The 20,763-nt window shown below is 59.4% G+C and carries 21 protein-coding genes; 4 read left to right on the plus strand and 17 right to left on the minus strand.

Features of this window, described 5'->3' with window-relative positions; all coding sequences use genetic code 11:
* Window positions 1-998: 998 nt before the first annotated feature.
* From CXY74_RS00395 to CXY74_RS00415, 5 genes are all read right to left on the minus strand, one after another.
* Window positions 999-1,916 carry an HNH endonuclease gene (locus tag CXY74_RS00395; RefSeq protein WP_199183094.1) on the minus strand — a complete coding sequence of 306 codons (918 nt, stop codon included), beginning with the start codon at window positions 1,914-1,916 and terminating at the stop codon, window positions 999-1,001.
* 597 nt (window positions 1,917-2,513) lie between these two features.
* The gene (locus CXY74_RS00400) at window positions 2,514-3,161 is read right to left on the minus strand and encodes a hypothetical protein (protein WP_146069980.1); all 648 of its coding nucleotides are present in this window, start codon (window positions 3,159-3,161) and stop codon (window positions 2,514-2,516) included.
* 1,039 nt (window positions 3,162-4,200) lie between these two features.
* Window positions 4,201-4,848 carry a hypothetical protein gene (locus tag CXY74_RS00405; RefSeq protein ID WP_146069981.1) on the minus strand — a complete coding sequence of 216 codons (648 nt, stop codon included), beginning with the start codon at window positions 4,846-4,848 and terminating at the stop codon, window positions 4,201-4,203.
* Between the two features lie 121 nt (window positions 4,849-4,969).
* Window positions 4,970-5,608: a hypothetical protein gene (locus CXY74_RS00410; protein WP_104198592.1), complete on the minus strand. Its 639-nt coding sequence runs from the start codon at window positions 5,606-5,608 to the stop codon at window positions 4,970-4,972.
* A 617-nt stretch (window positions 5,609-6,225) separates the two neighbouring features.
* The gene (locus CXY74_RS00415) at window positions 6,226-6,468 is read right to left on the minus strand and encodes a hypothetical protein (protein ID WP_146069982.1); all 243 of its coding nucleotides are present in this window, start codon (window positions 6,466-6,468) and stop codon (window positions 6,226-6,228) included.
* On the opposite strand from CXY74_RS00415, the gene CXY74_RS00420 reads away from it, so the two are divergent.
* Complete coding sequence (locus tag CXY74_RS00420) at window positions 6,458-9,541, plus strand: tetratricopeptide repeat protein (RefSeq protein ID WP_146069983.1); 3,084 nt, start codon at window positions 6,458-6,460, stop codon at window positions 9,539-9,541. The genes CXY74_RS00415 and CXY74_RS00420 overlap by 11 nt on opposite strands.
* 83 nt (window positions 9,542-9,624) lie before the next feature.
* Here CXY74_RS00420 and CXY74_RS00425 read toward each other — a convergent pair whose 3' ends face one another.
* The 6 genes from CXY74_RS00425 to CXY74_RS00445 form a co-directional block, all read right to left on the minus strand.
* On the minus strand, window positions 9,625-10,146 hold the full coding sequence (locus CXY74_RS00425) for a hypothetical protein (protein WP_104198595.1): 522 nt from the start codon (window positions 10,144-10,146) through the stop codon (window positions 9,625-9,627).
* Between the two features lie 631 nt (window positions 10,147-10,777).
* Complete coding sequence (locus tag CXY74_RS17400; RefSeq protein WP_158252249.1) at window positions 10,778-10,918, minus strand: hypothetical protein; 141 nt, start codon at window positions 10,916-10,918, stop codon at window positions 10,778-10,780.
* A 78-nt stretch (window positions 10,919-10,996) separates the two neighbouring features.
* Entirely contained in the window at window positions 10,997-11,941 is a 945-nt protein-coding gene (locus CXY74_RS00430) for a GIY-YIG nuclease family protein (RefSeq protein ID WP_104198596.1), read from the minus strand.
* A 132-nt stretch (window positions 11,942-12,073) separates the two neighbouring features.
* Window positions 12,074-12,343, minus strand: a complete 270-nt coding sequence (locus tag CXY74_RS00435; protein WP_146069984.1) for a hypothetical protein — start codon at window positions 12,341-12,343, stop codon at window positions 12,074-12,076.
* Between the two features lie 77 nt (window positions 12,344-12,420).
* Complete coding sequence (locus tag CXY74_RS00440; RefSeq protein WP_104198598.1) at window positions 12,421-13,266, minus strand: hypothetical protein; 846 nt, start codon at window positions 13,264-13,266, stop codon at window positions 12,421-12,423.
* A gap of 243 nt (window positions 13,267-13,509) precedes the next feature.
* A complete protein-coding gene (locus tag CXY74_RS00445) occupies window positions 13,510-13,752 on the minus strand; it encodes a hypothetical protein (protein WP_104198599.1) in 243 nt (80 codons plus the stop codon).
* A 266-nt stretch (window positions 13,753-14,018) separates the two neighbouring features.
* Here CXY74_RS00445 and CXY74_RS17405 point away from each other — a divergent pair, with 266 nt between their 5' ends.
* Window positions 14,019-14,165 (plus strand): hypothetical protein, encoded by a 147-nt coding sequence (locus tag CXY74_RS17405; protein ID WP_158252250.1) that lies wholly within the window; start codon window positions 14,019-14,021, stop codon window positions 14,163-14,165.
* Between the two features lie 14 nt (window positions 14,166-14,179).
* Here CXY74_RS17405 and CXY74_RS00450 read toward each other — a convergent pair whose 3' ends face one another.
* The 6 genes from CXY74_RS00450 to CXY74_RS00480 form a co-directional block, all read right to left on the minus strand.
* A complete protein-coding gene (locus CXY74_RS00450; RefSeq protein ID WP_104198600.1) occupies window positions 14,180-14,404 on the minus strand; it encodes a hypothetical protein in 225 nt (74 codons plus the stop codon).
* Between the two features lie 1,033 nt (window positions 14,405-15,437).
* Window positions 15,438-16,607 (minus strand): Fic family protein, encoded by a 1,170-nt coding sequence (locus CXY74_RS00460; RefSeq protein WP_104198602.1) that lies wholly within the window; start codon window positions 16,605-16,607, stop codon window positions 15,438-15,440.
* 81 nt (window positions 16,608-16,688) lie between these two features.
* Complete coding sequence (locus CXY74_RS17820; RefSeq protein ID WP_233193069.1) at window positions 16,689-16,865, minus strand: hypothetical protein; 177 nt, start codon at window positions 16,863-16,865, stop codon at window positions 16,689-16,691.
* Window positions 16,866-17,224: 359 nt separating this feature from the next.
* Entirely contained in the window at window positions 17,225-17,515 is a 291-nt protein-coding gene (locus CXY74_RS00470) for a hypothetical protein (RefSeq protein ID WP_104198604.1), read from the minus strand.
* Between the two features lie 20 nt (window positions 17,516-17,535).
* Window positions 17,536-17,793, minus strand: a complete 258-nt coding sequence (locus tag CXY74_RS17210; protein WP_146069985.1) for a hypothetical protein — start codon at window positions 17,791-17,793, stop codon at window positions 17,536-17,538.
* Window positions 17,794-17,969: 176 nt separating this feature from the next.
* Window positions 17,970-18,599 carry a hypothetical protein gene (locus CXY74_RS00480; RefSeq protein WP_104198606.1) on the minus strand — a complete coding sequence of 210 codons (630 nt, stop codon included), beginning with the start codon at window positions 18,597-18,599 and terminating at the stop codon, window positions 17,970-17,972.
* A 13-nt stretch (window positions 18,600-18,612) separates the two neighbouring features.
* Here CXY74_RS00480 and CXY74_RS00485 point away from each other — a divergent pair, with 13 nt between their 5' ends.
* Both CXY74_RS00485 and CXY74_RS00490 read left to right on the plus strand, forming a co-directional pair.
* On the plus strand, window positions 18,613-19,704 hold the full coding sequence (locus CXY74_RS00485) for a DNA polymerase IV (RefSeq protein WP_255409502.1): 1,092 nt from the start codon (window positions 18,613-18,615) through the stop codon (window positions 19,702-19,704).
* 268 nt (window positions 19,705-19,972) lie between these two features.
* Entirely contained in the window at window positions 19,973-20,731 is a 759-nt protein-coding gene (locus CXY74_RS00490; RefSeq protein ID WP_104198607.1) for an HPP family protein, read from the plus strand.
* The last annotated feature ends 32 nt before the right edge of the window (window positions 20,732-20,763 follow it).

Genomic DNA, 20,763 nt, shown 5'->3' on the forward strand with positions numbered 1-20,763 from the left:
AGCCGACAAACCCACCGAGAACGAAGGGCTCGAACTAGCCGCCTAAACTCCCACTGGTCTCATCCGCCTTGACAAGTTCCGACCGCCCACGTGGCGGCACTTGGCAGTCGAGAGCAGGGTCACATAAATTGGCTGGCAGCGCGCAGGGTGGGAGCCGGTGCCTGCGAGCAATGGCTGTCTACCATCTCGCCAAAGTGCCCTCCCCGTCTTGACCGGACTCATCGACTGTGTCCCGAGGCCTTTCGGGTCTGTACCCAAATACGCCTTCCCGTAACAAGCGCGACCCGCTCTCGGCAGGGACGTTGACTTCCGCACGTTCCCTAGGAGACCGCTTTCACCCTGGCGACGAGGGGCGCCTCATGCAAAAAGCCATACAACACCGGCATAGGGGCGACCGGTTCGGCTCTGAATCAGTCTGCGCATGCGTTCGTCTGCGCCCAAATCTCGCCAGGGCGCACCCGGCGTCGAAGGACACGCATAGAGCAGTTATGGCACGCATCGCATCTCCCCCAACCCCAGCCCCTATCAACCTCGATTCCGGACGACCCTTGCTAACCCCAGCGGAAGCCGCGGACCTTCTTGGGACCACCACGAGAACCCTGGGACAACAGCGTTTTGAACATCGCGGGCCTGACTACATCAAGCTCGGCGGGAAAATCGGCTACCGGCTATCGGACATCGACGCCTACATAATGCGGAGCCTCGTTCACCACATGAACTAAGACCGTGCTCGGACCTTTGTTGCTGCGCTCTGGGTCGTCCAACCTAACCAAACAGTCGTGCTTGAGAAGCGCGTTCGCCAGCGCCCCAAACGGCACGGCACCAATCGACTAGGGAACGGTTCTCTTCAAAGGGATGGATAATTCGGCGTACACCCAACGCAAAACGTGCCTGGTGGTTCGCATCGTCGAACTCGTTGCCCGCCAAGGCTTGGCACGATTCGCGGACATTCGTCCGTTCGCACTCGAACATGAGTAAGCACGTCAACGCGCCCGAATTCACCCGATGAAGTGATTGCTTTTCCCGAGGTTGCAGGCTTGGCACAGCGTCTGCAGGTTCTCCGGCACTGTTCGACCGTCCAAGCTCACCGGCGTGATGTGATCAATGTGCAACGTAATCCCATCGGCAGGTGACGCGCCGCACATACGGCACCGGAAGCCGTCCCGTCTCAGGATCTTTGTTCTGAGCCCGGCAGTCATGAGGTTTCGCTCACGCTGACGCAACGCCCCAGCTGTCGACTGGTGCGCTCGGGCATCCTGCGCGGCGACGAGCGCCTCCCGAAGCTGGTCGAAGTCCCATTCAAGCTTGCTCGAGTATGAGTTCCTCCCTTTCGGGCTCGTGTAGCTGACCGTCGTCGTGACCTTTGCCTTTGGGGTTGGGTAGGCCAGCTTCCGGCGCAAAAAGAGCTTGTGCTCGATCGCCCCGAATCGTTCGTCGCTGAAACGTGGGTGGCTGCTTCTGCCAAGCAATCCATACTGAAGGGCTTCGAAGTCGTGCTGATACTTCGTGAACTGCCCTGTCGCTTGTAACCGCAGCGAGATTTCCCGCTCGATCGATAGTTCGTCTTCGAGGATGCTAATACTCATCCGCGCAGGAAGATCGAATCGGTCGAATTTCGACTTGGAATCGACTGACGGTCTGCACCGGAGCCGTATTGGCGAACGACGAGCAACAGATATCCGCCACGTCGAATTCAAGTCCTCAAGCTGTTTGAGCGCCTGACTCGCACCGCTCACAATTCGCCAACGCATGACGATGAACAAGACCCAGGCGAGGCCCACAACCAGCACGACAAGTGCGATAAACGCCAGAAGGCTCCAAGGAGAGGACGTAAGCTCCGCCAAGATACCCGCGTGATAACCGTTGATGGTCCCGGCTCCGCCCCACTCCCCCGCAATATTGGTCAACTCAATCAAAATTCCCCCGTGTTCCTATTCACTATCTCGTCGTCAGTGTATGGCGCGGCCGAGGTCACTGAATCCCCGTCAAAGTCTGAAAATCTCCAATCCTTCCCGAACGAAGCGTCACCGGCGTCGCAACGAACCGACACCAGAGCGACCGACAAGTCCGACTCGAAGATAGTGGCCCGAGAGTGCAGAAATCGCTCACGGCCGCAGGGTTCGCCTCCGGCGACCCTGAATGGGAAGCACGTGGCGTATTGCAATACGTCTGCCGACCCAGGATCGAAACAATCGTCACCGGGGTCAGAGGTGACGGCTCACGCTTCTCAGACGGGCTCGCGGAAAACGTGGACTTCTTCCGCGTCGAATAGTTGAACGATTTGCTGGCGGTGTGGCCTCTGGGCGATTCTGCGAGTTTCTTGAGTGTTGGCCTCACTTCGGCCTGAGCTGGAGCGCCATCACTGGTCTGCTTCGGCGCTCGTCCGTCCGTCCGTCCGTCCGTCCGTCCGTCCGCATCAGCGGTCCAAAGTGTTCCGCAGTTGTGCACGATTACTACACCAAAGAGAAATTGCAGAATTCAACGGCAACCCGAGATCGCGCCGACGCAAATGATCACACCGAGCCGCCGGACTCTTGTATCTTGGCGAGTCGCGGCGCCAGTAAATCTGGATGGATGAGTCTTATGTAAGCAGTGGCGTCACGCAAGTGTTCCGGGTTCAGACACATTGCTTTCTCGCATTGGTGGAGCACCTTCGGAAAGTCAGCGTAAGCACCTGGGAATCCTCTCTGGCTCCAAAGCATGACGCGAGCGAGATAGCGATGCGTGCGCCTTGTCCCCGCCGAAGGATAACCTCCGGTGTCTCGCCCCATCCACATCCAACATCCGTCGTGCGCCGCAGGACCTCGATCGACGCGCTTCGACACGTACGCGAGAATGCCGTGCGAATCGCGGTTCTTGATGTAAGTCTCTAAACCCTTCCTGCGCTCCGACCCCTTCACGTTTTCAGAATCAAACTCCCGACGCAGGCGTGCGTAGGTGCTGTGGTGCATTACGCCGTTCTTTTTCACTGCAGCTCTTTGCGTCATACCGCCACTTCGAAGCACTTGAATGTCCTGGACCGCCTTCCAGAGCACCAAATCAGGAGAGCGACGCTTCGCCAGGTGCTGCGGCGATGCGTCGCTCAAGTCCAGAATTTTTTTATCCAGATAGTTGCGGATAACTCCCTCTTGGAAGTTCTGAAGGGGTGTCACGACGTTCAAGTGCTGGCCAAGTATGCAGAGTCTTTCAGCACACGCGTGGGCCACATGATCCCCTCGGCGTTGTTCTGGAAATCCTGCGAAGGCATATCCCATGAGCCGAGACAGCGGCAAGTTCCTGCCATCCGGCGCCTGCAAGTAGCCGTACCCAGCTGAAGTCTTACCCCCCTGCCAGACCAGACAACGCATGGGACTGTCCTCGTTGACCAGCGAGTTTGATCGTAATGCTCGCTCCAGCCTCGGATAGTCCCTGTTTCTATAAGCTTCGTCAACCTCGCGCCCGAGTCCCGGCCTCATATCTCTCCCCGATCTAGTTACTGGAAGATTACCGACACCCTCCGACATCCCCGTCAGCGCCCGATACAAGGCCGACGAACGCCAGTCTGAACTTCAGCTCTTTGCAGTGAACGCCCATTCACCACTCCCAGGAGTCGTCATGACCTCGGCGTCACAGCGAGGACATATCCCTGTTTTCCATAGGCAAAGTCAAACCTTGAGCCGCCAGCCGTTCCGCTCACGCACTTCAGGAAACACAATCGACGCGCCAGAGTCGAGAATCTTCTGGGCCGGACTGCGCCGTAGCGGCGGAGGATGAGGTGGCCGGTCCCAAACGGCCGCCTCATCTCAGGTGTTGTTTGTGAGCACGGAGAATCCGCGTCAGTGAGGCTCTCTTAAAGCAGGTGATATCGGCAGCCAGATGCGGCAGTTCCATCCGAGCCGAGGCCTCTGTCGGACGAGTCTATTTCCCATGCGACGAGGCAGAAAGGATGACGGTTTCTCTCACGATTCCAGGCCGTGGAGGTGATTGTTTACTCGCGTGGCCTGCAAGTCGCTGATGGCCCGATTAAAGGGTCGGTCTGGTCCGCTTCCTTGTAAGCAGACGTGCGCGAGCGCTGCAAAGTCTCCAGACGTGGCGTTCCTGGTCAGAAGTATCTGTAGCCTCCAGAGCCACCTCGACCCCGCCGGAGATGGCATAGGCTCCCCACTCCAGACACCCGTTGCGCAGTCTCGACGCCCACGCAACGGGCTGTCGGAGCGAGCTTCAGTAGGCGTTCAGGTAGTAGAAGCGGGAGCATTCTGAGCTAGTGGAGGCATCTTCCCGTCCTGCGTTGGTGAAGCCGAATGGGAATTCCCGCTCGTCGGTGTTGACGTAGTCGTCAATCAGGTTTCCGTCGGCGTCAAACGGGTTTTCGATGTCTCCGTCGTCCTCGGGGATGCATGCATCAATCGAGAATGACCCGAGGTCGCCATGCGGGCCTTCGAGGGTGACGGTCATGGAGCTGTCGGGCCACGTTCCCTCGGGCTGCTCTGGTTCTTCCTCGTCCTCGTCCTCGTTTTCCTCATCGTCATCGGTCACCGCTTCTCGCTCGCTGAACGTCATGTCTATCCGAACGCGAACCCGGCGCCCCTTCTCGAACCGGGCCAGCAGCCAAGCCGCCTCATCATCGTCGAGGTTCATAAGGTCCGTGAGTGATTCAACAGCCGCGGCATCCGGGTCAGGAAATTCCGGCGCAGCAATCGCCTGTGATTCATCACGTCTGGCAGTCTCGCTCTTCTCGCTAAGGGGCTGGAGGGTGTTCGTTTGTTCGACGACCACAACACTCTCCTTAGGGTTTTCACGTGGATGTGAATTCGTGACCGTGCTCTCGGAGGATTGAAGGACGGAATCTAAATTGGCGGGGGTGTGCATTGTGACCCTTTCGGTCGGAACTGTGAGATAATGCCGCCGGAATGGCTGCGTTCAACGATGTCTATGCGTGCTGCTTTTGCACGGCTGGGCGCTCGAGTCCAAACGCGAGCTGGCGGGCTCCTCAGTCCTCCGGAGCCGAGGCCCACGCCTCGCGCTGCGCCTCGTAGAACGCGTTGATGCGCGCTTCGCTGTCGGCCATCCCCGGAACGTCATCCGCATAGAAATCCAGCACCACGAGAAAGATGATGTCTTCATCGCACGCCTGCGCTGAACCACCGATGACCTCACCGTTCGGAGCGCGGACCGTGACCCGCGCACAGATTGTGCTGCCGTGGTCGACCAAATCGTCCACCTCAACTGTGAAACCGTCACGACCGAGCGTCTGCGCATAAACCACGGTGCGACCCACGAACTCTCGAACACGCACGTCCGCCGCCTCGAAAGACTCCTCGAAGGCTTCACCTCGGAGGTCACAATCGCTGTCTTGGTCCGGGAACTCAGCCGGCACCAGGTACGCCTGTCTACGTTCGTCCCACACACCAACCTCAGAAGCGAAATCAGCCAAGTACTGCGCGTAACGCTGCGCTCCCGCGAAGATTTCGCCGTCCGTGAGCAGGTCCGTGTCGAGGCTTCCTTCGAACTCGGACCGAAAACCAAGGCGCCACGTCTCCCGTCCGTTCCACGGAACCCATGTCGGGTCAACTACGACCAGGCTCGACTGGTGCAAAGCGATGGTGGGATGTGAGGTGATGCTCGTCATGGTCGAACTCGTTTCAAACGCCTGAGGTCTGCCGGCGTTTCGCAGTGAACGGATCGCCCGTTCAGAGGTCTCTATGCGTGGCGACGGCGGCCGGCTGCTTCAGCGACCGCGAAGTCGCGTTCCGCAACAATCCAGGAGGTGTCGGCGAGCCCGAAAGAGCACAACCAGCTCGTGCACGCTCCTCCCCCACCGGCCGTGACGACTTTGACGTTTGTAGTGTCGCTGGTGTAGCTGGCACCACCTGAGCGAGTTTCTAACGAACGGGTCCAGCACGACGAACCGACATAGGCCAGCGAGGCATTCCGGCCTTCGCGGGGACGCTCTCGCTCGACCTCACCCAAGCAAACTGACACAGATGTTCCCTCTCAGCCTCGCTATCGGCGCTGCTTTCCCCCGGATTACCACTGGATCACGTGCCCGGCATCGGTGGGCCCTCCGATGCTTGCCGACCCGCGCGTGGTCGCGGTCCAAAGACAGGACCCAAACACTTCCTCCGGCCGCAGGCTGGGAGCCAGCGCCGGGCCGACGTCGTCGGTGTGTTCTCCAACGCGGCTGCACGGCTCCGCCTTGCTGGGGCATGAGCCGCACTGCGAGTACGAAGTCCGCGCGCGACGCCACTACTCCAAAGACTCCATGCCCGAGTAAGACGCCTTGAATACGGCACTGAGCAGCCCGACGCCTGCGCCTGGAATGGGGGTGATTGTTGTTCCCGAGCTCATTCCTGCATAATCGAATGAGCTGACCCGCACGGTGATGATCAATTCCACTATCCGGCGGGACGTGACCTTCTGGAAAATGGTCATCATGACTTTGAGCTGCGAAACGAAGTAATACTCGGGGGAGTACAGTATGACGACCAAGACCGGCAATTCGGAGCCAAAATTTGTTGGCAGGGGTCGTGAGCTACTGGTTGATGGGTTGCTAGCAACGTTCGACCAGGTGAAAAGGACATCCACACCCGCTTGGGTTTCATTGGAAGCGCCGACCGGGTGGGGAAAGACTCGTGTCGCGACGGAGTTCTTCAGCCAGCTGGCCGCTCTTCGACAGCAGTCTCCCGAATACTGGCCTTCGTCAATACTGACTTCGACTAACCAGGCACCTGAAAAACTCGATGTGTTGGAACGCCGCAAACGCGTGAACCCGACCTTCACCCATGTGGCGCAGAGTATTCCGTCGTTCTTCTGGTGGGGTATCGCCTGTTCTTTGCGAAACGGCACTCCGTCAACCGCGCTGGTGGAGGATTTCAGCATCTTTCGCGGGCACGAGGAATTCCTGAAGACGGCCTTGAGGAACAACTCCAACTTCCTCAAGAAGAACAGCGACTTCATTACTGGTCTCGTGACCGATGTTGGGGGCGAGGTCAAGGGTGAGATTTTCAGCAGCGCTCTCGAGCAGGTGCTCGGCGCTGCAATTCCCCTCTCCGGTCTCCTCGTTTCAACCGTCAGGGCTGGCGTTGAAGCCGGAAAGGAAGCAGCCGCCCGGCGAAAGCTCGTTAACGGCACCGGCGTAATAGAAGAAAGCCATGGCGACATCGTGGACACCGCGTATCGTGCACTCACGCATTTGGCGATCCCTGACCTCCCCATGGTCCTCTTCATTGAAGACATACACGATGCCGACGCAGTATTGCTGGAACTCATTGCACGTCTCGTGCGCAGTGATTGCCCGATTTTAGTCGTCAGTAGCGGCTGGCCCGGTTTTCTGGAGCAAAATACCGCCCTCAACGACGCGATTCGACAGTCAGGCGATCGCGTTATTCGAATTGACCATAACGACAAAGAGATTCCAGCACCGTTTATCGCCGGTGCTTCACTTGGGCCTCTGGCTGAGGATGATCTGAGCATCCTCTTTGCGCACTACTACCAGAACGTCGACGATCGGACCCGCCGACTGCTTGTGCAGAAATACACGGTCCCCTTGGAGATCGAATTGATCCTCCTGTCCTATCGTGAGGAGATTGACGCGGCCGCGGAATTTAACCTGGACGACGACGAGATAGGCGAGCTACCGGAGGGAGTCGCGAACCTCTATCGGCTGCTCTGGGACCGGCTGCCCCTCATGACACGACGGTCCTTGTCAATGGCAACTCTGGGCATCCCCTCTGTGATCACCGGCGATGCTTCTTCCAGTTCGGCGTGGGACAACTCCGTTCTGCTCGAGGCGTTGGCTGCCGCGGATTTTGCCGACGCCGACGTTCTCGTCGAGGCGCTGGGTAATGACGCTGCGCAGTATGCGTGGATTCGTGAACTCGCGGCATCCCTGCGTCAGTTTCATGAAACCACCCAACTGGCGGTCGCCGCCACGAGCACGAAGCTCCGTAAAGAAACTCGCCTTGAAATGCGAACTAGGCTCCTGACCACGGCCGCTGGTCGGCTCGACGGGCAAACCGACAGCGCTCCGGTTGGTGAGGACCTCATCTACGCGGCACGGCTGGTTTTAGCGTTCGCGAAGGACGATGAGAAGATCAGCGTCGTCAGTTCGTCGTTGTTCGCGACCGCAACCCTGACGATGATGCGCTACCTAGTGGAGTTTCCGCGCGAACAGAGTGAGATAGTTCGACTCGGGGAAGGTGCAGAGGCTCGCGGGTTGGCCCTCTCCGAACACGACTCCAGGCAGATAATGCTGCACACGGCTGCCGCCCTCACCCGTATGGGCAGTCACTCGTTGGCAGTCGACAAGCTCACGGTCATTATCGAGCGGTGTTCTTCATCGCCTACGCCCGACACAGAAGAAGATCTCTTCGAGGCTAGGGACGCGATGGGGATTGCTCTGTGCGGGGTCGGGAGGGCATCTGACGCGGTGACGCTCATGGAAGCTCTCCTTGAAGATCGCTACAATTCCGAGAATACGGACCCTGCGGATGCGTTTGGCACGCGCCTCACGTTGGCACAGGCCATCTCGGATACTGGCAACTTTGACGTATCTATTGCGCAGTGGCGCGCGCTGCTCGTAGAGCTGGAACAAGAGAAGGGCAAGGACAGCCGGGCAGTGTTATCCGCGCGTCACGCGCTAGCGCTCACTACTCTCAGCTCTGGCCGCCCCGGCCCCGCGGCCGTTCTGTTCACGTCGCTGCTAGTCGACGACGAGCGTGTTTACGGACGAGATCACCCAGCGACGCTGGCGGCGCGGCACGGGCAGGCGGCCGCTGTGCGCTCTTCTGGTCATGAGGGCGACGGCCTCGCGATGCTCCGAACGTTGCGCGCCGATCTCGACCGAGTCCTCGGCGCCGACCACCCTGGCACCCTGAGATTGCGCAACACCTTGGGCAGGGCGCTCACTACCGAGGGCAAACCCCGAGATGCGATCGCGGCACTTGTCGCGCTGCTCCATGACAGTGAAAGGGTTCAGGGGCCAGAGCACCCAGACACCTTTTTCGTCCGGTCAAATCTCGCGGAGGCGATCATGGCTGATGGTCGCTCAAAGGATGGACTGCAAATGTATCGAGATCTGTGTGCCGATCAGGACCGCGTGCTGGGGAGAGAACACCGCGACAGCATGCTCGTGCGCAACGACTTCGCTTTCGCGCTCAATAAGAACGGCAGATCGGATGATGCGATCGAGGAGTACACGGCGCTCATAGCTGATCAGGTCGAACACCTCGCACCAACGGATGCCAACCGGTTAACCTCGCACAATAATTTCGCGCATGTTCTATGGAATTCCGGCAAGCTGGAGGGTGCGGAAGCCGCGTTCAGGGTAGTTCGAGCCGGTCTCGCAGTAGCCCAAGGGCGAGAGCACCCTCATTTTCTTCAGAGTAGCGAGAGCTTGGCGGATGTCATGGCATTACGCCACAATTTCGTGGACGCCATAGCCATTTACGAGGAGGTAGTGCCAATTTGGGAGGCCGAGTTCGGACCCGATGATCCCCGTGCTGTCAGCGCCGCCCGGGACCTTGTGCGGATACGATCGCTGCGCGAGCGAGCTGCGAAGTAACGCCTGCCAAGTGGACGGGCACCCTGCCACCTCGAGCCGGGCGCCGCATGTCAGCTCACGAAATACCGCCGCCGACGAATCTGTCAGCCGAGCCGCTGCCGCGATGCCGGAGCGAGGTGCCATCCGCCAGCAGCGTTGCGTGCCGCCATGCGGTTGAGGAATCCAGCAGGTGTGTACAGCCGCTGATTCTGCCCGCCGTACACCTCCCAACCCTGAGTGAAGTATTCCGTGCGCGTCGCCCGAAACTCCTCGAGTGTTCCGCCCGGGAACCAGTGGTCGCCTTTCCATTTCGGAAATTTGCCAGAATCAATGAGGTCCCCGTAGTCGAGGTCGCTCTCGTACCGGAGGCTGTACGGAAGCATGTGAATCCCGTCCTGAACTGATGCGGTCTCTAAGACGGCCAGTGAAGGACTGCTGAGGTCGAAAACTCGCATTGCGAAACTAACCTCAACGCGACGCGGCGTGTTGCACTCTTCGCAGGCGTCACGCCCTTCAACAAAACCAGCCGCATGGATATTACGCTTGAAATACCACCCCGGTGTCGGATCCACGCGCAGTTGAACGTGCACGACGGCCTCGCCCGTCACGTCGGTGACGGTCTCCACGTCCCTCGCGCCTGAGGTGGATGTGTGGATTGACGATACGTGATGTGAAGGATTGCTGGCCATGGTCGAACCCATTTCTAAACGCCCGGGGTCTGCCGACGTTTCGCAGTGAACGGGTATCCGTTCATAGGCACCTATGCGTGGGCTCAGCGGCCGGCTGTGCCGTCAACCGAGATTGCACAGTGTCGCGGGACAGTCCAGTTCGCGCCACTGCCACGTACTTCAAACAATCCGGTTATCAAGTTCGTCAAAAGTCATGTCGTCGGCTTGAGTAGTGGTGACCCTAACGCGGTCCTCAGCCTGTCGCAGGTGACGTGCGTTGGCGGGCTTTCCTTTCGCGACAGGTCAAACAAGTGCGCACATACTCACGCGATGCGTAAAAACGCGGGGTCGTTGCGCGGCGTGATGACCGAGTCGCCGCCGTCGAAAGTCATTCGCGCGAGCACTCACGTTCGGCGCCGCGCCCGCTTCGTTCAAGTCATTGGCCAGCACCGCCGATTTATCCAAGCGGATGCCCGTCCGCCACGCCGTGTAGACGGCATCCGTCATCGTCTTGCTATCGCAGTCGAGAATCAGATCGAGGGCGGCATCGGTCCGTCCTTTCCCGGTTGCGCTGGCCGCAGGCCGCGGGCTACCGCTCCTCCCACTCGATTGCGACGTGGTGCACGTCGAGCAGTTCGGTCGCCTCAACGAAGTAACCGGTGACAACTGGAGTGCTGGAGAGTTGGCTTGAGAGCCATACACCGATGCCGGTGATGGTCAGCGACCCCAACGACCTACCTCTGCATTGAGACTTGACCGCTTTTGTTCTCGTGGCGTTCGACGGCAGGCTCAACGTGGCGCGCAAAAGTCAGGATTCAAGCGGCTCGACAGCCTGCTCGATGCCTTGGTTCTGCCAAGTTCCGTAACTGATTCCCGCGTCCAACGTTTTCCAGTCGGTTCGACCGTTCGCAGTACTGCGCCCGGAGACTACTGCTGCTGCGGCGCTGGGACTGGCGAAGACCTGGTCGCGGACGAAGCGCATCGATGCGCCATCCTCTGATGGGATGATCGTGCCGTCCTGTTCCAGCTTTTTTCGAAGGCGAAGGTATCCGTCGTCACTAGGATTTCCGACCAGTCGAGCCCCAGACCCGTTGAGGACCGTGAACTCTCCGTCGACCTCGACGGCGGAGGCGGTCAAAGCCTCTTTCCGATTTTGCAAGGTAAAGAGCGGAGACCGGTGAGAGGAGGCGGTCATGGTTGCATCGCTCGCGGGCGTCTCAAGGGCCGTGGCCGCCGACCGGAACAGATTGACGCCGAGGACCGGAAGAACAATCTTGGCCTGAGCGATGAAATACTCCATGTCGGAGACGTCTGCTTCTGGCAACGGCAGTGGCGGCGGCGCTGTGGCGTTGAGCAGTCGCGCCCGCTTGGCCTGTTGGGCGAGCGTGATGAACCGGCTCTCCAGATAACGCGCATGGGCTTTGGTCAAATTGCTGTCTTTGCTGGTGAGAACGATTGCCCGGTCCCAGAAATCCTTGCCGTTCGGCGCCTCGGTCCGTGCATGTTGGTATAGCCGTTTGCTAATGTCGTCGCCCTCCCCTATGTATGCGAGGGCACCGCCTAGGCTCTCGGGGTCGTCACCGATCAGTATGTACACACCAGTGCGACTCGTTTCCGGCCGCTTGAGGAGACCAGCCAAGTCGGAGCGGGGCGCTGCCACGACGTGTCCGGTCCAGTTCATGATTTCGGCAGTCAACAGCCCGCCTGGCGTGCCTTCAGCGAGGAAGAGCCGCACCGATTTACCGACGCTCATTCTGGTATCTCCTTGGTCTACATTTAGCTGGTGGACGGGCAGACCAACGTGTTGAAGCCCAGCCTAACTAGTCCGATTGGACACGCGGTCGTCGTCGACCGGGGCGAGTTAGAGCACAAGACGAGGGCCCAACTAAACCTCTGCGATGCCCTCTCGGGATCGAATATTCGCCTCTTCGTTTTCGGCGGGCACCTGCGCGTAAATTCGGTCGTCTGTTCCGTCGGCTTCTACGCTCGGCGCTGCCGGATCAATTTCATTGCCCTTGGCCTCAATGAATTCCCGTAATGCGTCGGCCATTTCGGAGATTCCTGACGAGCTCAGTGTGCCAAGCGTCACCGACTTTCGCTCATTCTTCGCTGCCATAATCGGCTGCATAGTCTCCCGCAAGTCGTGAATCCTCACCCATCTCTCCTTCAGTCTTTGGATGTCCGCGGCTCTGCCGCCTCTAAGGACCCAGGCTTTGGCCCAGTCACCAAAATTCAGTTCGACCAACCCTCGCTGTGTTGCCCACAGTGCAAGTGGTCGCGCAATTCCGTGCGGCGTCGAGAAACAGAATGAGCCCGCGGGCGACGTATCCCCGGCCCGCCTTCAAAGACGATGGCGAGATTGTGGAGTCGTTCTGAAAGTTCATCAAAAACTGCCTCAGATCCGGGCTCATTGTCCTTTAGCCAATTTCGGTAGTCGACGCTAGTCCAGATATTCTTTGACCGCTTCAGCCTCGACTCCTTTGCATCCGCGATGTCTTGGCCATAGGTGCGGGGCGTCAACACCTCGACGTCGTCGTATTGGAAGCGAATGTACTCAACGGCGATCAACGACGTTTCTGCTGTGGTGATCACGTTTGCATATTCCACCATGCGCTTCAGATCTAAATTGATCTCGTCCACCGCCAGTACTAGTCGGAATCGTCCACGCACAAGGTTCGCGGCGACCAAATCTCGGAAATCCGCGTTGCCAAACCAGGAGTCGCCGAACAACGCAGGACGATTGCCTGCCATCCAACGTTTCTCAAACTCGTGGATATCCATCTGCCACAGCCGACCCGCATAGTCGATGAGTTGCCCGAGTATCTCCCGTCGTACCTGCGGATTTTTCGCGAGCTTGCATTCAACAATTGTCAGGTCGCCATTGGCCTCAACAACAACGATGTCGGCGGGCCCAACGTCGGTGTTGAACTCAGTACGGGTAGTCGCCTCGCTCGTGACTCCAGGGATCAGGGGAGGGTGTCGTGCGAGGAGTTGCTGCAGGTCGGACTCATCGTCGTATGCCCATCTCGGCGGTTCTTGCCAAGCGTTGTCGCCCCGTCGAATCAGGATCTCGCCCATACCCGTGAGTCTACGTTCGGGACGCCCAGTGCATGCGCCTTTGCTCATAGGAGACACCTCCAATGAGCGCACGGTGTCACGCCACACTTGCCCTGCCGTTGCACGCGATGCCCTGCATCCAGCAAGCCTATTCCCGCACTCGAAGAAAATGCACCGGAGATGTGCCGGCAGCCAGCCCCCTGCCCGCACCTCAACGCTCCCCCGCAAGCAATCGCTCAATCCAAGACCTTCGAAACGTACGAATCACTCAGCCGTGAGTGACTCGTATATCAGCGTGAATTTCTCGGTCGCAGCTTGCTGCGCTTTGAGATCTCGCGCGTCAACAGCCTCCGCCGCTTCCCACGTCTCGCTTATCGCTGTGACCGCCGGATCCTGAATGCCGCCAGACGTCACCCGTGACGCGTAAACACCCACGACCCGGCTTGTTCCCTCCCACATCAGGTCGTATACGACGACCGGGTCGTGCGCTGATTCGCTGCCGTTCATAGGCACCACCGCCTTTCGTTTCGATTACGCACTGTTGCGCGGGCAGGTTACGGGCCGCCAGAGGTTGAGCACGTGACGGACTTCGCGTGGATCAGATGAGAATAGTAGAGGACGATGCGAGAGAATTCTGTGAGATGACGAGCCGAAACGTTCCGCGTGCCGACACATCAGTAGGTGCGAACGCACATGCCTTCGCTGCGGGAGGCTTGGATGACAGCGAGTTCATTTGAGCGTGCGTCGCTCTCCCCGTGGTGAAACAGAATCCTATGCCGGACCTCCCGATCTGGGATTCTTGGGTACGAGTCGACGGCCCCACCGCCGACCTCGGCGATGTGTTGAGCGACAACGTCATCTCCCCTGAGCTCTCCACGGCCGCGTTGACGGCCATGGCCGCTGCGGGGCATGAAGCCTGAGGTCGCTGCCCAAGTTATTCAGGCTGCGCCTCACGGAGATCTTCCCCGTAATATTTCTCAGAAATCTCCCGATAGGCTTCCTCTTTCGTGATCTCGCCCGATAATAAACGGCGAGCACGGCCCAACGCCTCACTGGATGGATGGTGACCCCCGAGCTGTTGGCCCTTCTCCATCTCGATCATAAGATCGTCGATTTCACTCGAAGACAAAACACGTCGAGGCTCAATCGGATCTGTCATGGGGTGCCTCCCTCAGGTAATTTCTGCGATAGTGACATACCGGTTCGCTATCAGTATGCGCCGACGTGCTCGGACCACCGTCGATGCTGTGCCAGCGACGCTTGCAGCGTGAACAATGCAGGGCCAGCGCGTTTGGACGTTGCAGGGCCGGCGGCCCGATAACGATCCGGAACCCCGGTGCGGTGACCTTCTAGTGAAGGTTGGGCTTGGGACGGTTTCCAGGAAACGGATCGATGACGGGCCGCCGGCAAATTCGATTTTTTGCGTCCCGCTCGGTCAGGTGCGGCTGATTTCTGGAGCGGAGCTACTTTCGCTGACGGACTATCAACGGAAGGGCCAGTCCGCGCTGGACGAGAATTTTCTGTGTGGGCTCATCGGGGAGCTGACACTTCTCGCGTAGGGCAAACCGTCGGGAATCGGGGCGGGACGGTCCGCGAGCTCCTTCTGATTCCTCCTGATCCACCCGCGGCGTCCGCAGGCTGCTTTGCAAGGCGTGAACGAAGATCAACGGGGGCGCAGGAGACGTAGACCCCGCAAGTCCGGCCTGGAGAAACCTCCAACGCCAATCTGACGCACTTGAAACCATTGAAGCTTCCAGTCGCTCGCTTGGCGGGCATAGCGCATCAGATGACGGGAACCGGTGCCACGTGCTGAGGAATTAACACTGGGGCCGCCGGGAGGCAATTTTCGTTCGGATTCGGTCAACACGATCATGAGACTTTGCTACTTGACATCCGAATTCCGACCTCATTCAGAATTTCGCGGGCGCCTTCCGTCTGCTTACTCAGCATGTTAGAACAGTGTTATTGCTCGAAAAATCCACGCTCATGGTGCGAACAACGTCAGCAAAACACACGCAATCAGCTCATCCGAACAAGGGCGTGACTCCGGAAAAGGCGGAGTTGCAGACCCCAAACAGGGCCGTGGCAGCGATACATTCACCGATGCACCGCTCTACACAATTGCCTGTACCACCGAAGAAATCTTGGACGAGCTCCGCGAGGAGCGTTGACCAATGACTGCAAAAGCTTCCTCAAAAATCCGAGATGGCAGTCTCAGCAACCCGTCTCGTGAAGGAATCTTGCTCCTCGAGAACGTCCGGTGAGACCCAAACCCGACCATGTTTTCGGGACGTAATCTCCTCGATTACCGTGTCAGCTTCGAGCCGATTGAGGGCGTTGCGTGCGTTGCCCAGAGAGAGGCCAGAGAGGCGTGCAGCGCTGTGTACGGTGAGTACGGGGTCGCTGAGTAGCATCGCGAGGATGCGCGCTGCGGTACTCCCTGCTCGCGGCTGCGAGAGAGTTGCCCAGTACTGTGGAAGCTCGTTCATCTGAGTAACAGACACTGCCGCGGCGTTGCAGACCACCTGCGCTGACCGGGCTACATTCATCACAAACTCGTCGACGTGCGATTCCCGGCAGCGACTCAGCAGATCGAAATATGCCTGCGGTCGAGCGGCCATCGTGGCTGAGATCGGAAGGACGGTGCGTGTTGTGAGCCCTCGCCGGCGGATGATTGCGTTGATCAGAGCACGTCCAACGCGCCCGTTCCCGTCCGTAAACGGGTGAATGGATACGAATTGGGCATGAGCGATCGCCGCTTGCGCCAACACCGGAATATCGTCACGGTTCACAAAGTCGAGCAGATCGTCCATGTAACTGGGGGCGACGGCGGCGGGCGGTGGAACATATACAGCGTTGCGTGGCGAGTAGCTACCGCCGATCCAGCTTTGCATCGTCCGGAATTCCCCGGCATAACGGCCGTGAACACGGTCAGAGGCCATGAGCGTCCGATGCCCGGCGAGCAGAGATTCCAGCGTGATCACACCATCTGAGGCGCTGTCGACCATGAGCTGCAAGGCACAGGCACTATTCACGATCGCTACCGCGCTCTCCGAAGCTGCTATGCCACCGAGCCCACGGGCGTAGTCTTCGGTGCTCACTTCGATGTCTTCGATCTTTGCCGAGGCTATGGACTCGCTACGGGCCAAGAATTGGCTGAGGACTCGGCCGGCGCGGGAATCGAGAGCCGTTATGGCCTCAGCTGCATCGGCAAGAACCTGAGCAGACGCTCGTGAAGGCGAATATGTGAGCCGGGCTATCTTCGGGGGCAAGGACGCAGCGATCTCAGTCGGTCCTGACATGAGACTGGATTTAAACGGAACGACAACGGTCGTGTGCGCCGGCCACACGCTACCAGTCATGCCCCCTCCCCGCCCCACACCGTTTGTATCCTTGTTCACCACGAATTTGACTGTAGCTCAGCGGGGGAATCGAGTGCAGCATCAGCTTTTCACGCTCGCGATGAGCGAGGACATTCTTAACATGTTTTCCATGTCTTCCATGTCTTCCATGTCTTCCATGTCTTCCATGTCTTCCATGTCTTCCATGTCTTCCATGTCTTCCATGTCTTCCATGTTTTCCATGTTTTCCATGTTTTCCATGTTTTCCATGTAAACCATGCATTCCATACTCAACATGTAATTCACCGAACGTCAGCTGCGGTACAGGGGCATCATCGCCCGCGGGAGAGCGTCTGATAGAAGACCTGCGGATCTTCGATCTGTGGCTGACTGAGCGCGTGCCAAGAGCCTCGCGCTACATTTTGTACAAGTCTCACGATACATTTTGGCCAACTGCGACAGTCGTGAATCTAACTGTCGGTCGCGGTATTCGACAGAGTCGTCGGGCTCAGGCCTGCACCTTTCCGGATCACGAACCCTGCAACGTGGCAGTGTACAGAGGTGTACTCGGTGTACTCGGTGTACTCGCCAGCCCTGCATCGCTAGAGGCGGGCTGACACCGCGGCAACGAAAGCGCCCTAATCCTCGTCAGCCTCGAGGAAGTTAATGATTGTCACCGGCGCCGTACGAAAATTCCCTCGCGGGTCTTTAATGATCAGCGGCTGCCCGACGACGATCTCTGGCACCGATTCAAATTCTTCGGGTGTGCGGTCGATCCAAAGCCATTTGCCGGTTGAGATAGGGAAGCGGTGCAGAAGAATCGGCCAGCCAGCTTGCCAAACGACGTGGATAATACTGAAATCGGCGCAGATAACCTCATAAGCACCATCAGCTCTACCCGGTGTGATCCTAAGAATTTCGTCATCCATGGCGGCAATTACACCACGTGCTAGTACTGCTGCTGCTGCTGCTGCTGCTGCTGCGGTGCCGCATCAGGGGCGTTCTGAGGCAGGCACACGCCGATGCCCCCGCCGAGGATCATGAGGAGCCCGACGCTGGCCACGAAGCGACCTACGTATCGGCGGGCCCGCTCGGCTTCATCTTGGACGATGACCCCGACGATCCCAACAACCATTCCAGCGAGGATGAGGAAGCCGAGGGCATCGCTCGCTTCAGCAGCGGTTAACTCGGTAGCGAGTGTGAACATGGGGCCTCTCCCTGGCTTGAGTGTTTGTTATCACACCCATGCGCGGGGTTAGCCTCCGTTCAGCACGGCACTAGCCGTGCTGCAAACCGGAGGCTATCCGGCACCCGAACTTATACGGCAGCTGTATACAATACGGACGTTGTATAGGATACGGATTCCGAAAAGCACAGAAGCGCTCACCACTCGATGTCATTCTCCAATACGATCAATACCTCTCCACGGTCATACCCAGCTGCCAGCCACGCCCACGGCGTGAGCCACACCCCCTCACCATCGGCGAGGTCCTCCTGCGGCGTGCTCATCACGAGGGCGAGCCCCTCCTCTCCCCTCCAAGCGAACGACGCTCCGGAGACGCGCAGAATCTCACCGAGCTCTTTGACCGTCACAGGGCGTGTCTCCTTAACCAACTGGCGGTAGCTCTCTACGGCTGCCTCATACTCGGTGTCGTCAGTAAGTTCGTCGATATCCACACCGCCGTAATCCCGGAGGAAAGCCACCTCCGCGGCATTCAGCTCAACCGGTAGCTCACGAATCGCTACCACCGGGCTGCTGACCGCTGTCAGCTCAGAACTCGCTGACCCGCCCTCTGTCTCGAATCGTGCTGGCTCCCCCACCCGGCATTCAAACCGTGCGACCGGGCCTCCGAGATCCAGCCACAGCGGAGCGGCATCAGCCAGTGGCAGTCGCTTCACCCACCAAGCATCCGACGTCGACGCTCGGCTCGCAAAGTAGACCGCGCCGGAAACGGTTTCAATACGAAAAACTCCGAAACCAAACTGTAGGTTCAGCTCACGCATCGCATCCATAGACTCATTCTCCCTGAAACGCGCGGTGTTCCGCACCGCCATGGGAGGCCGGCAGGCACGCGAGTTGTGCCCGGACGCACTCGTCGTACCCCCGCGTATGGACGCCTACGCCGCAGCCAGTCGAGACGTCTTCGCCATCTTCCGGGACACGACACCGCTCGTCGAAGGGCTCTCGATCGACGAGGCCTTCCTCGAGGTCGGCGGGCTCCGGTACATCGCCGGGACACCCGAACAAGTGGCGGTGCGACTGCGCGAGCGGGTTCTGGCGGAGGTCGGGCTGGCGATCTCCGTCGGGGTCGCAAGGACCAAGTTCCTCGCCAAGGACGCGAGCGCAGTCAGCAAGCCCGACGGGCTCCTCGTGGTCGAACCCGACCAGGAGCAGGCGTTCCTACACCCTCTCCCGGTGGAACGACTCTGGGGAGTCGGCACCGTGACCGCCGCGAAGCTGCACCGGCTCGGTATCACCACCGTCGGACAGCTGGCCGAGTTGGAAGCCGCAACCTCCGAGAGACTGCTCGGGCGCACGACCGGGGCGCACCTCCACAACCTGGCCCGGCTCCGGGACCCACGCCCCGTCGAGGCCACGCGCCGCAGCTCGTCCATCGGGTCCCAACGCGCGCTCGGCAGTCGTCCGCGCTCCCCCGACGAAGTCGACCTCATCCTCACCCAGATCGTCGACCGGCTCGGCCGACGACTGCGTGACGGCGACCGGGTGTGCCGCGCCGTCGTACTGAGACTCCGCTTCGGCGACTTCGCGAAGGCCACGCGATCACACACCGTACACCCGGCATCAGACCGCACCGGCGTGCTTCTCGCCGTCACGCGGGAGCTGCTCGCCTGTGCACGGTCAGAGATCGCGGAGCGCGGCATCACCCTCGTCGGGGTCTCGCTGTCGCAGCTGGCTCACACCGGCAGCCTCCAGCCCGAGCTGCCGATCGACTGGGATGACGGGGCGCGACTCGACTCGGTGCTCGATGCGGTGCGCGACCGTTTCGGCGCCACGTCGGTTAGTCGGGTGACCCAGCTCGATCGCGATCCGGGCTGGTCGACGCCGGTGCTGCCGGAACGCGACTGCCCTGATTGCGACAGGCCTGAGCGCGATTGACTAAAGTGCCACCGGCCCGAGCCCCGGTCACGGGTGCCTGAAGCCGAGTTCCCATGGCCGGTCCCGGTATGCACGAAGTGCGGTGTCGAGTTCGACGCCCTGCTGATCACCCCGGACGCCGGTCTCGACATCGCCTACAGCTGCGGGCGTCACGGCATGGTGTCCCTGGTGGACCCATTCGACTTCGACATGCCTGGATGTTAGCGGCTATCTCGCTTCTGCGCCGACGATGTGCCCACCGCGGTCACTAACACGCCAGAATTGAGAGATGACTTCCATTGATCGAGTTCGGCTCAACGTCGCATATATTCCGGCATCGAAGGTCCAACCAGTTGTGACGGTCAAAGAAACTGATGAGCTTGATCGCGCGCGGACGCTGATGGAAGTACATGACTTCTCGCAGCTGCCAGTGGTTCGAGGAAGAGGCACGCGACCAATTGGAGTCGTGAGTTGGGCCACCATCGGCCGCGCGCTTCTCCGCAACAGCAAGGCAGCCCTTATCGACTGCATTGACGTCTCGATCAAGTCGGTTCCGCTCGACTCGGATCTGCTCGAGGCCATTCCCGTGATCAACCGCGACGGGTATGTCCTCGTTGTAAATCCCGAAGGGGACATTTCGGGGATTGTTACTAGCGCTGATCTTGGCGACGCTCTCGCGGATCTCGCGGGGCCCTTCTTGAGCGTGGCTGAATGCGAGCGAATGATGCGAGATCTCATCGCGGACTGTCTCGCTAGAGCGCATCTCGATGTCGAACGTGTCACTTTGATCCTGAAAATGGCTGAGCCGTTCGACGGGAATGTCGCCGGCCTCGCGTTTGGAGAGCTCGTAACATTGCTCGTGACGCCTGACGTCTGGGCTTTGCTTGAAGGCGGCTACGAGCGAAATGTCATGGCGGATCAACTAAACCAAGTTAGTGAGATAAGAAATCGGATAATGCACTTCCGCGATTTGGAAGAAGAGCAACGCGAAACTGCTGATCCGGAACTTGTCAAGGCGGATGAGACCAGTGGGAGTTTAGGCGGCTAGTTCGAGCCCTTCGTTCTCGGTGGGTTTGTCGG

The organism is Cryobacterium sp. Y29 (genome assembly GCF_002929825.1).
Taxonomy (GTDB): Bacteria; Actinomycetota; Actinomycetes; order Actinomycetales; family Microbacteriaceae; genus Cryobacterium.

Excerpts from the sequence above, each read along its gene's own strand:
- CXY74_RS00410 (WP_104198592.1), bottom strand. The coding sequence starts at position 5,608 with ATGACGAGCATCACCTCACATCCCACCATCGCTTTGCACCAGTCGAGC.
- CXY74_RS17405 (WP_158252250.1), top strand. The coding sequence starts at position 14,019 with ATGCCGGACCTCCCGATCTGGGATTCTTGGGTACGAGTCGACGGCCCC.
- CXY74_RS00445 (WP_104198599.1), bottom strand. The coding sequence starts at position 13,752 with ATGAACGGCAGCGAATCAGCGCACGACCCGGTCGTCGTATACGACCTG.
- CXY74_RS00420 (WP_146069983.1), top strand. The coding sequence starts at position 6,458 with ATGACGACCAAGACCGGCAATTCGGAGCCAAAATTTGTTGGCAGGGGT.
- CXY74_RS00490 (WP_104198607.1), top strand. The coding sequence starts at position 19,973 with ATGACTTCCATTGATCGAGTTCGGCTCAACGTCGCATATATTCCGGCA.
- CXY74_RS00430 (WP_104198596.1), bottom strand. The coding sequence starts at position 11,941 with ATGAGCGTCGGTAAATCGGTGCGGCTCTTCCTCGCTGAAGGCACGCCA.
- CXY74_RS00450 (WP_104198600.1), bottom strand. The coding sequence starts at position 14,404 with ATGACAGATCCGATTGAGCCTCGACGTGTTTTGTCTTCGAGTGAAATC.
- CXY74_RS17820 (WP_233193069.1), bottom strand. The coding sequence starts at position 16,865 with ATGGTTTACATGGAAAACATGGAAAACATGGAAAACATGGAAAACATG.
- CXY74_RS00405 (WP_146069981.1), bottom strand. The coding sequence starts at position 4,848 with ATGCACACCCCCGCCAATTTAGATTCCGTCCTTCAATCCTCCGAGAGC.
- CXY74_RS00480 (WP_104198606.1), bottom strand. The coding sequence starts at position 18,599 with ATGGATGCGATGCGTGAGCTGAACCTACAGTTTGGTTTCGGAGTTTTT.
- CXY74_RS00470 (WP_104198604.1), bottom strand. The coding sequence starts at position 17,515 with ATGGATGACGAAATTCTTAGGATCACACCGGGTAGAGCTGATGGTGCT.
- CXY74_RS17210 (WP_146069985.1), bottom strand. The coding sequence starts at position 17,793 with ATGTTCACACTCGCTACCGAGTTAACCGCTGCTGAAGCGAGCGATGCC.
- CXY74_RS00440 (WP_104198598.1), bottom strand. The coding sequence starts at position 13,266 with ATGGGCGAGATCCTGATTCGACGGGGCGACAACGCTTGGCAAGAACCG.
- CXY74_RS00460 (WP_104198602.1), bottom strand. The coding sequence starts at position 16,607 with ATGACTGGTAGCGTGTGGCCGGCGCACACGACCGTTGTCGTTCCGTTT.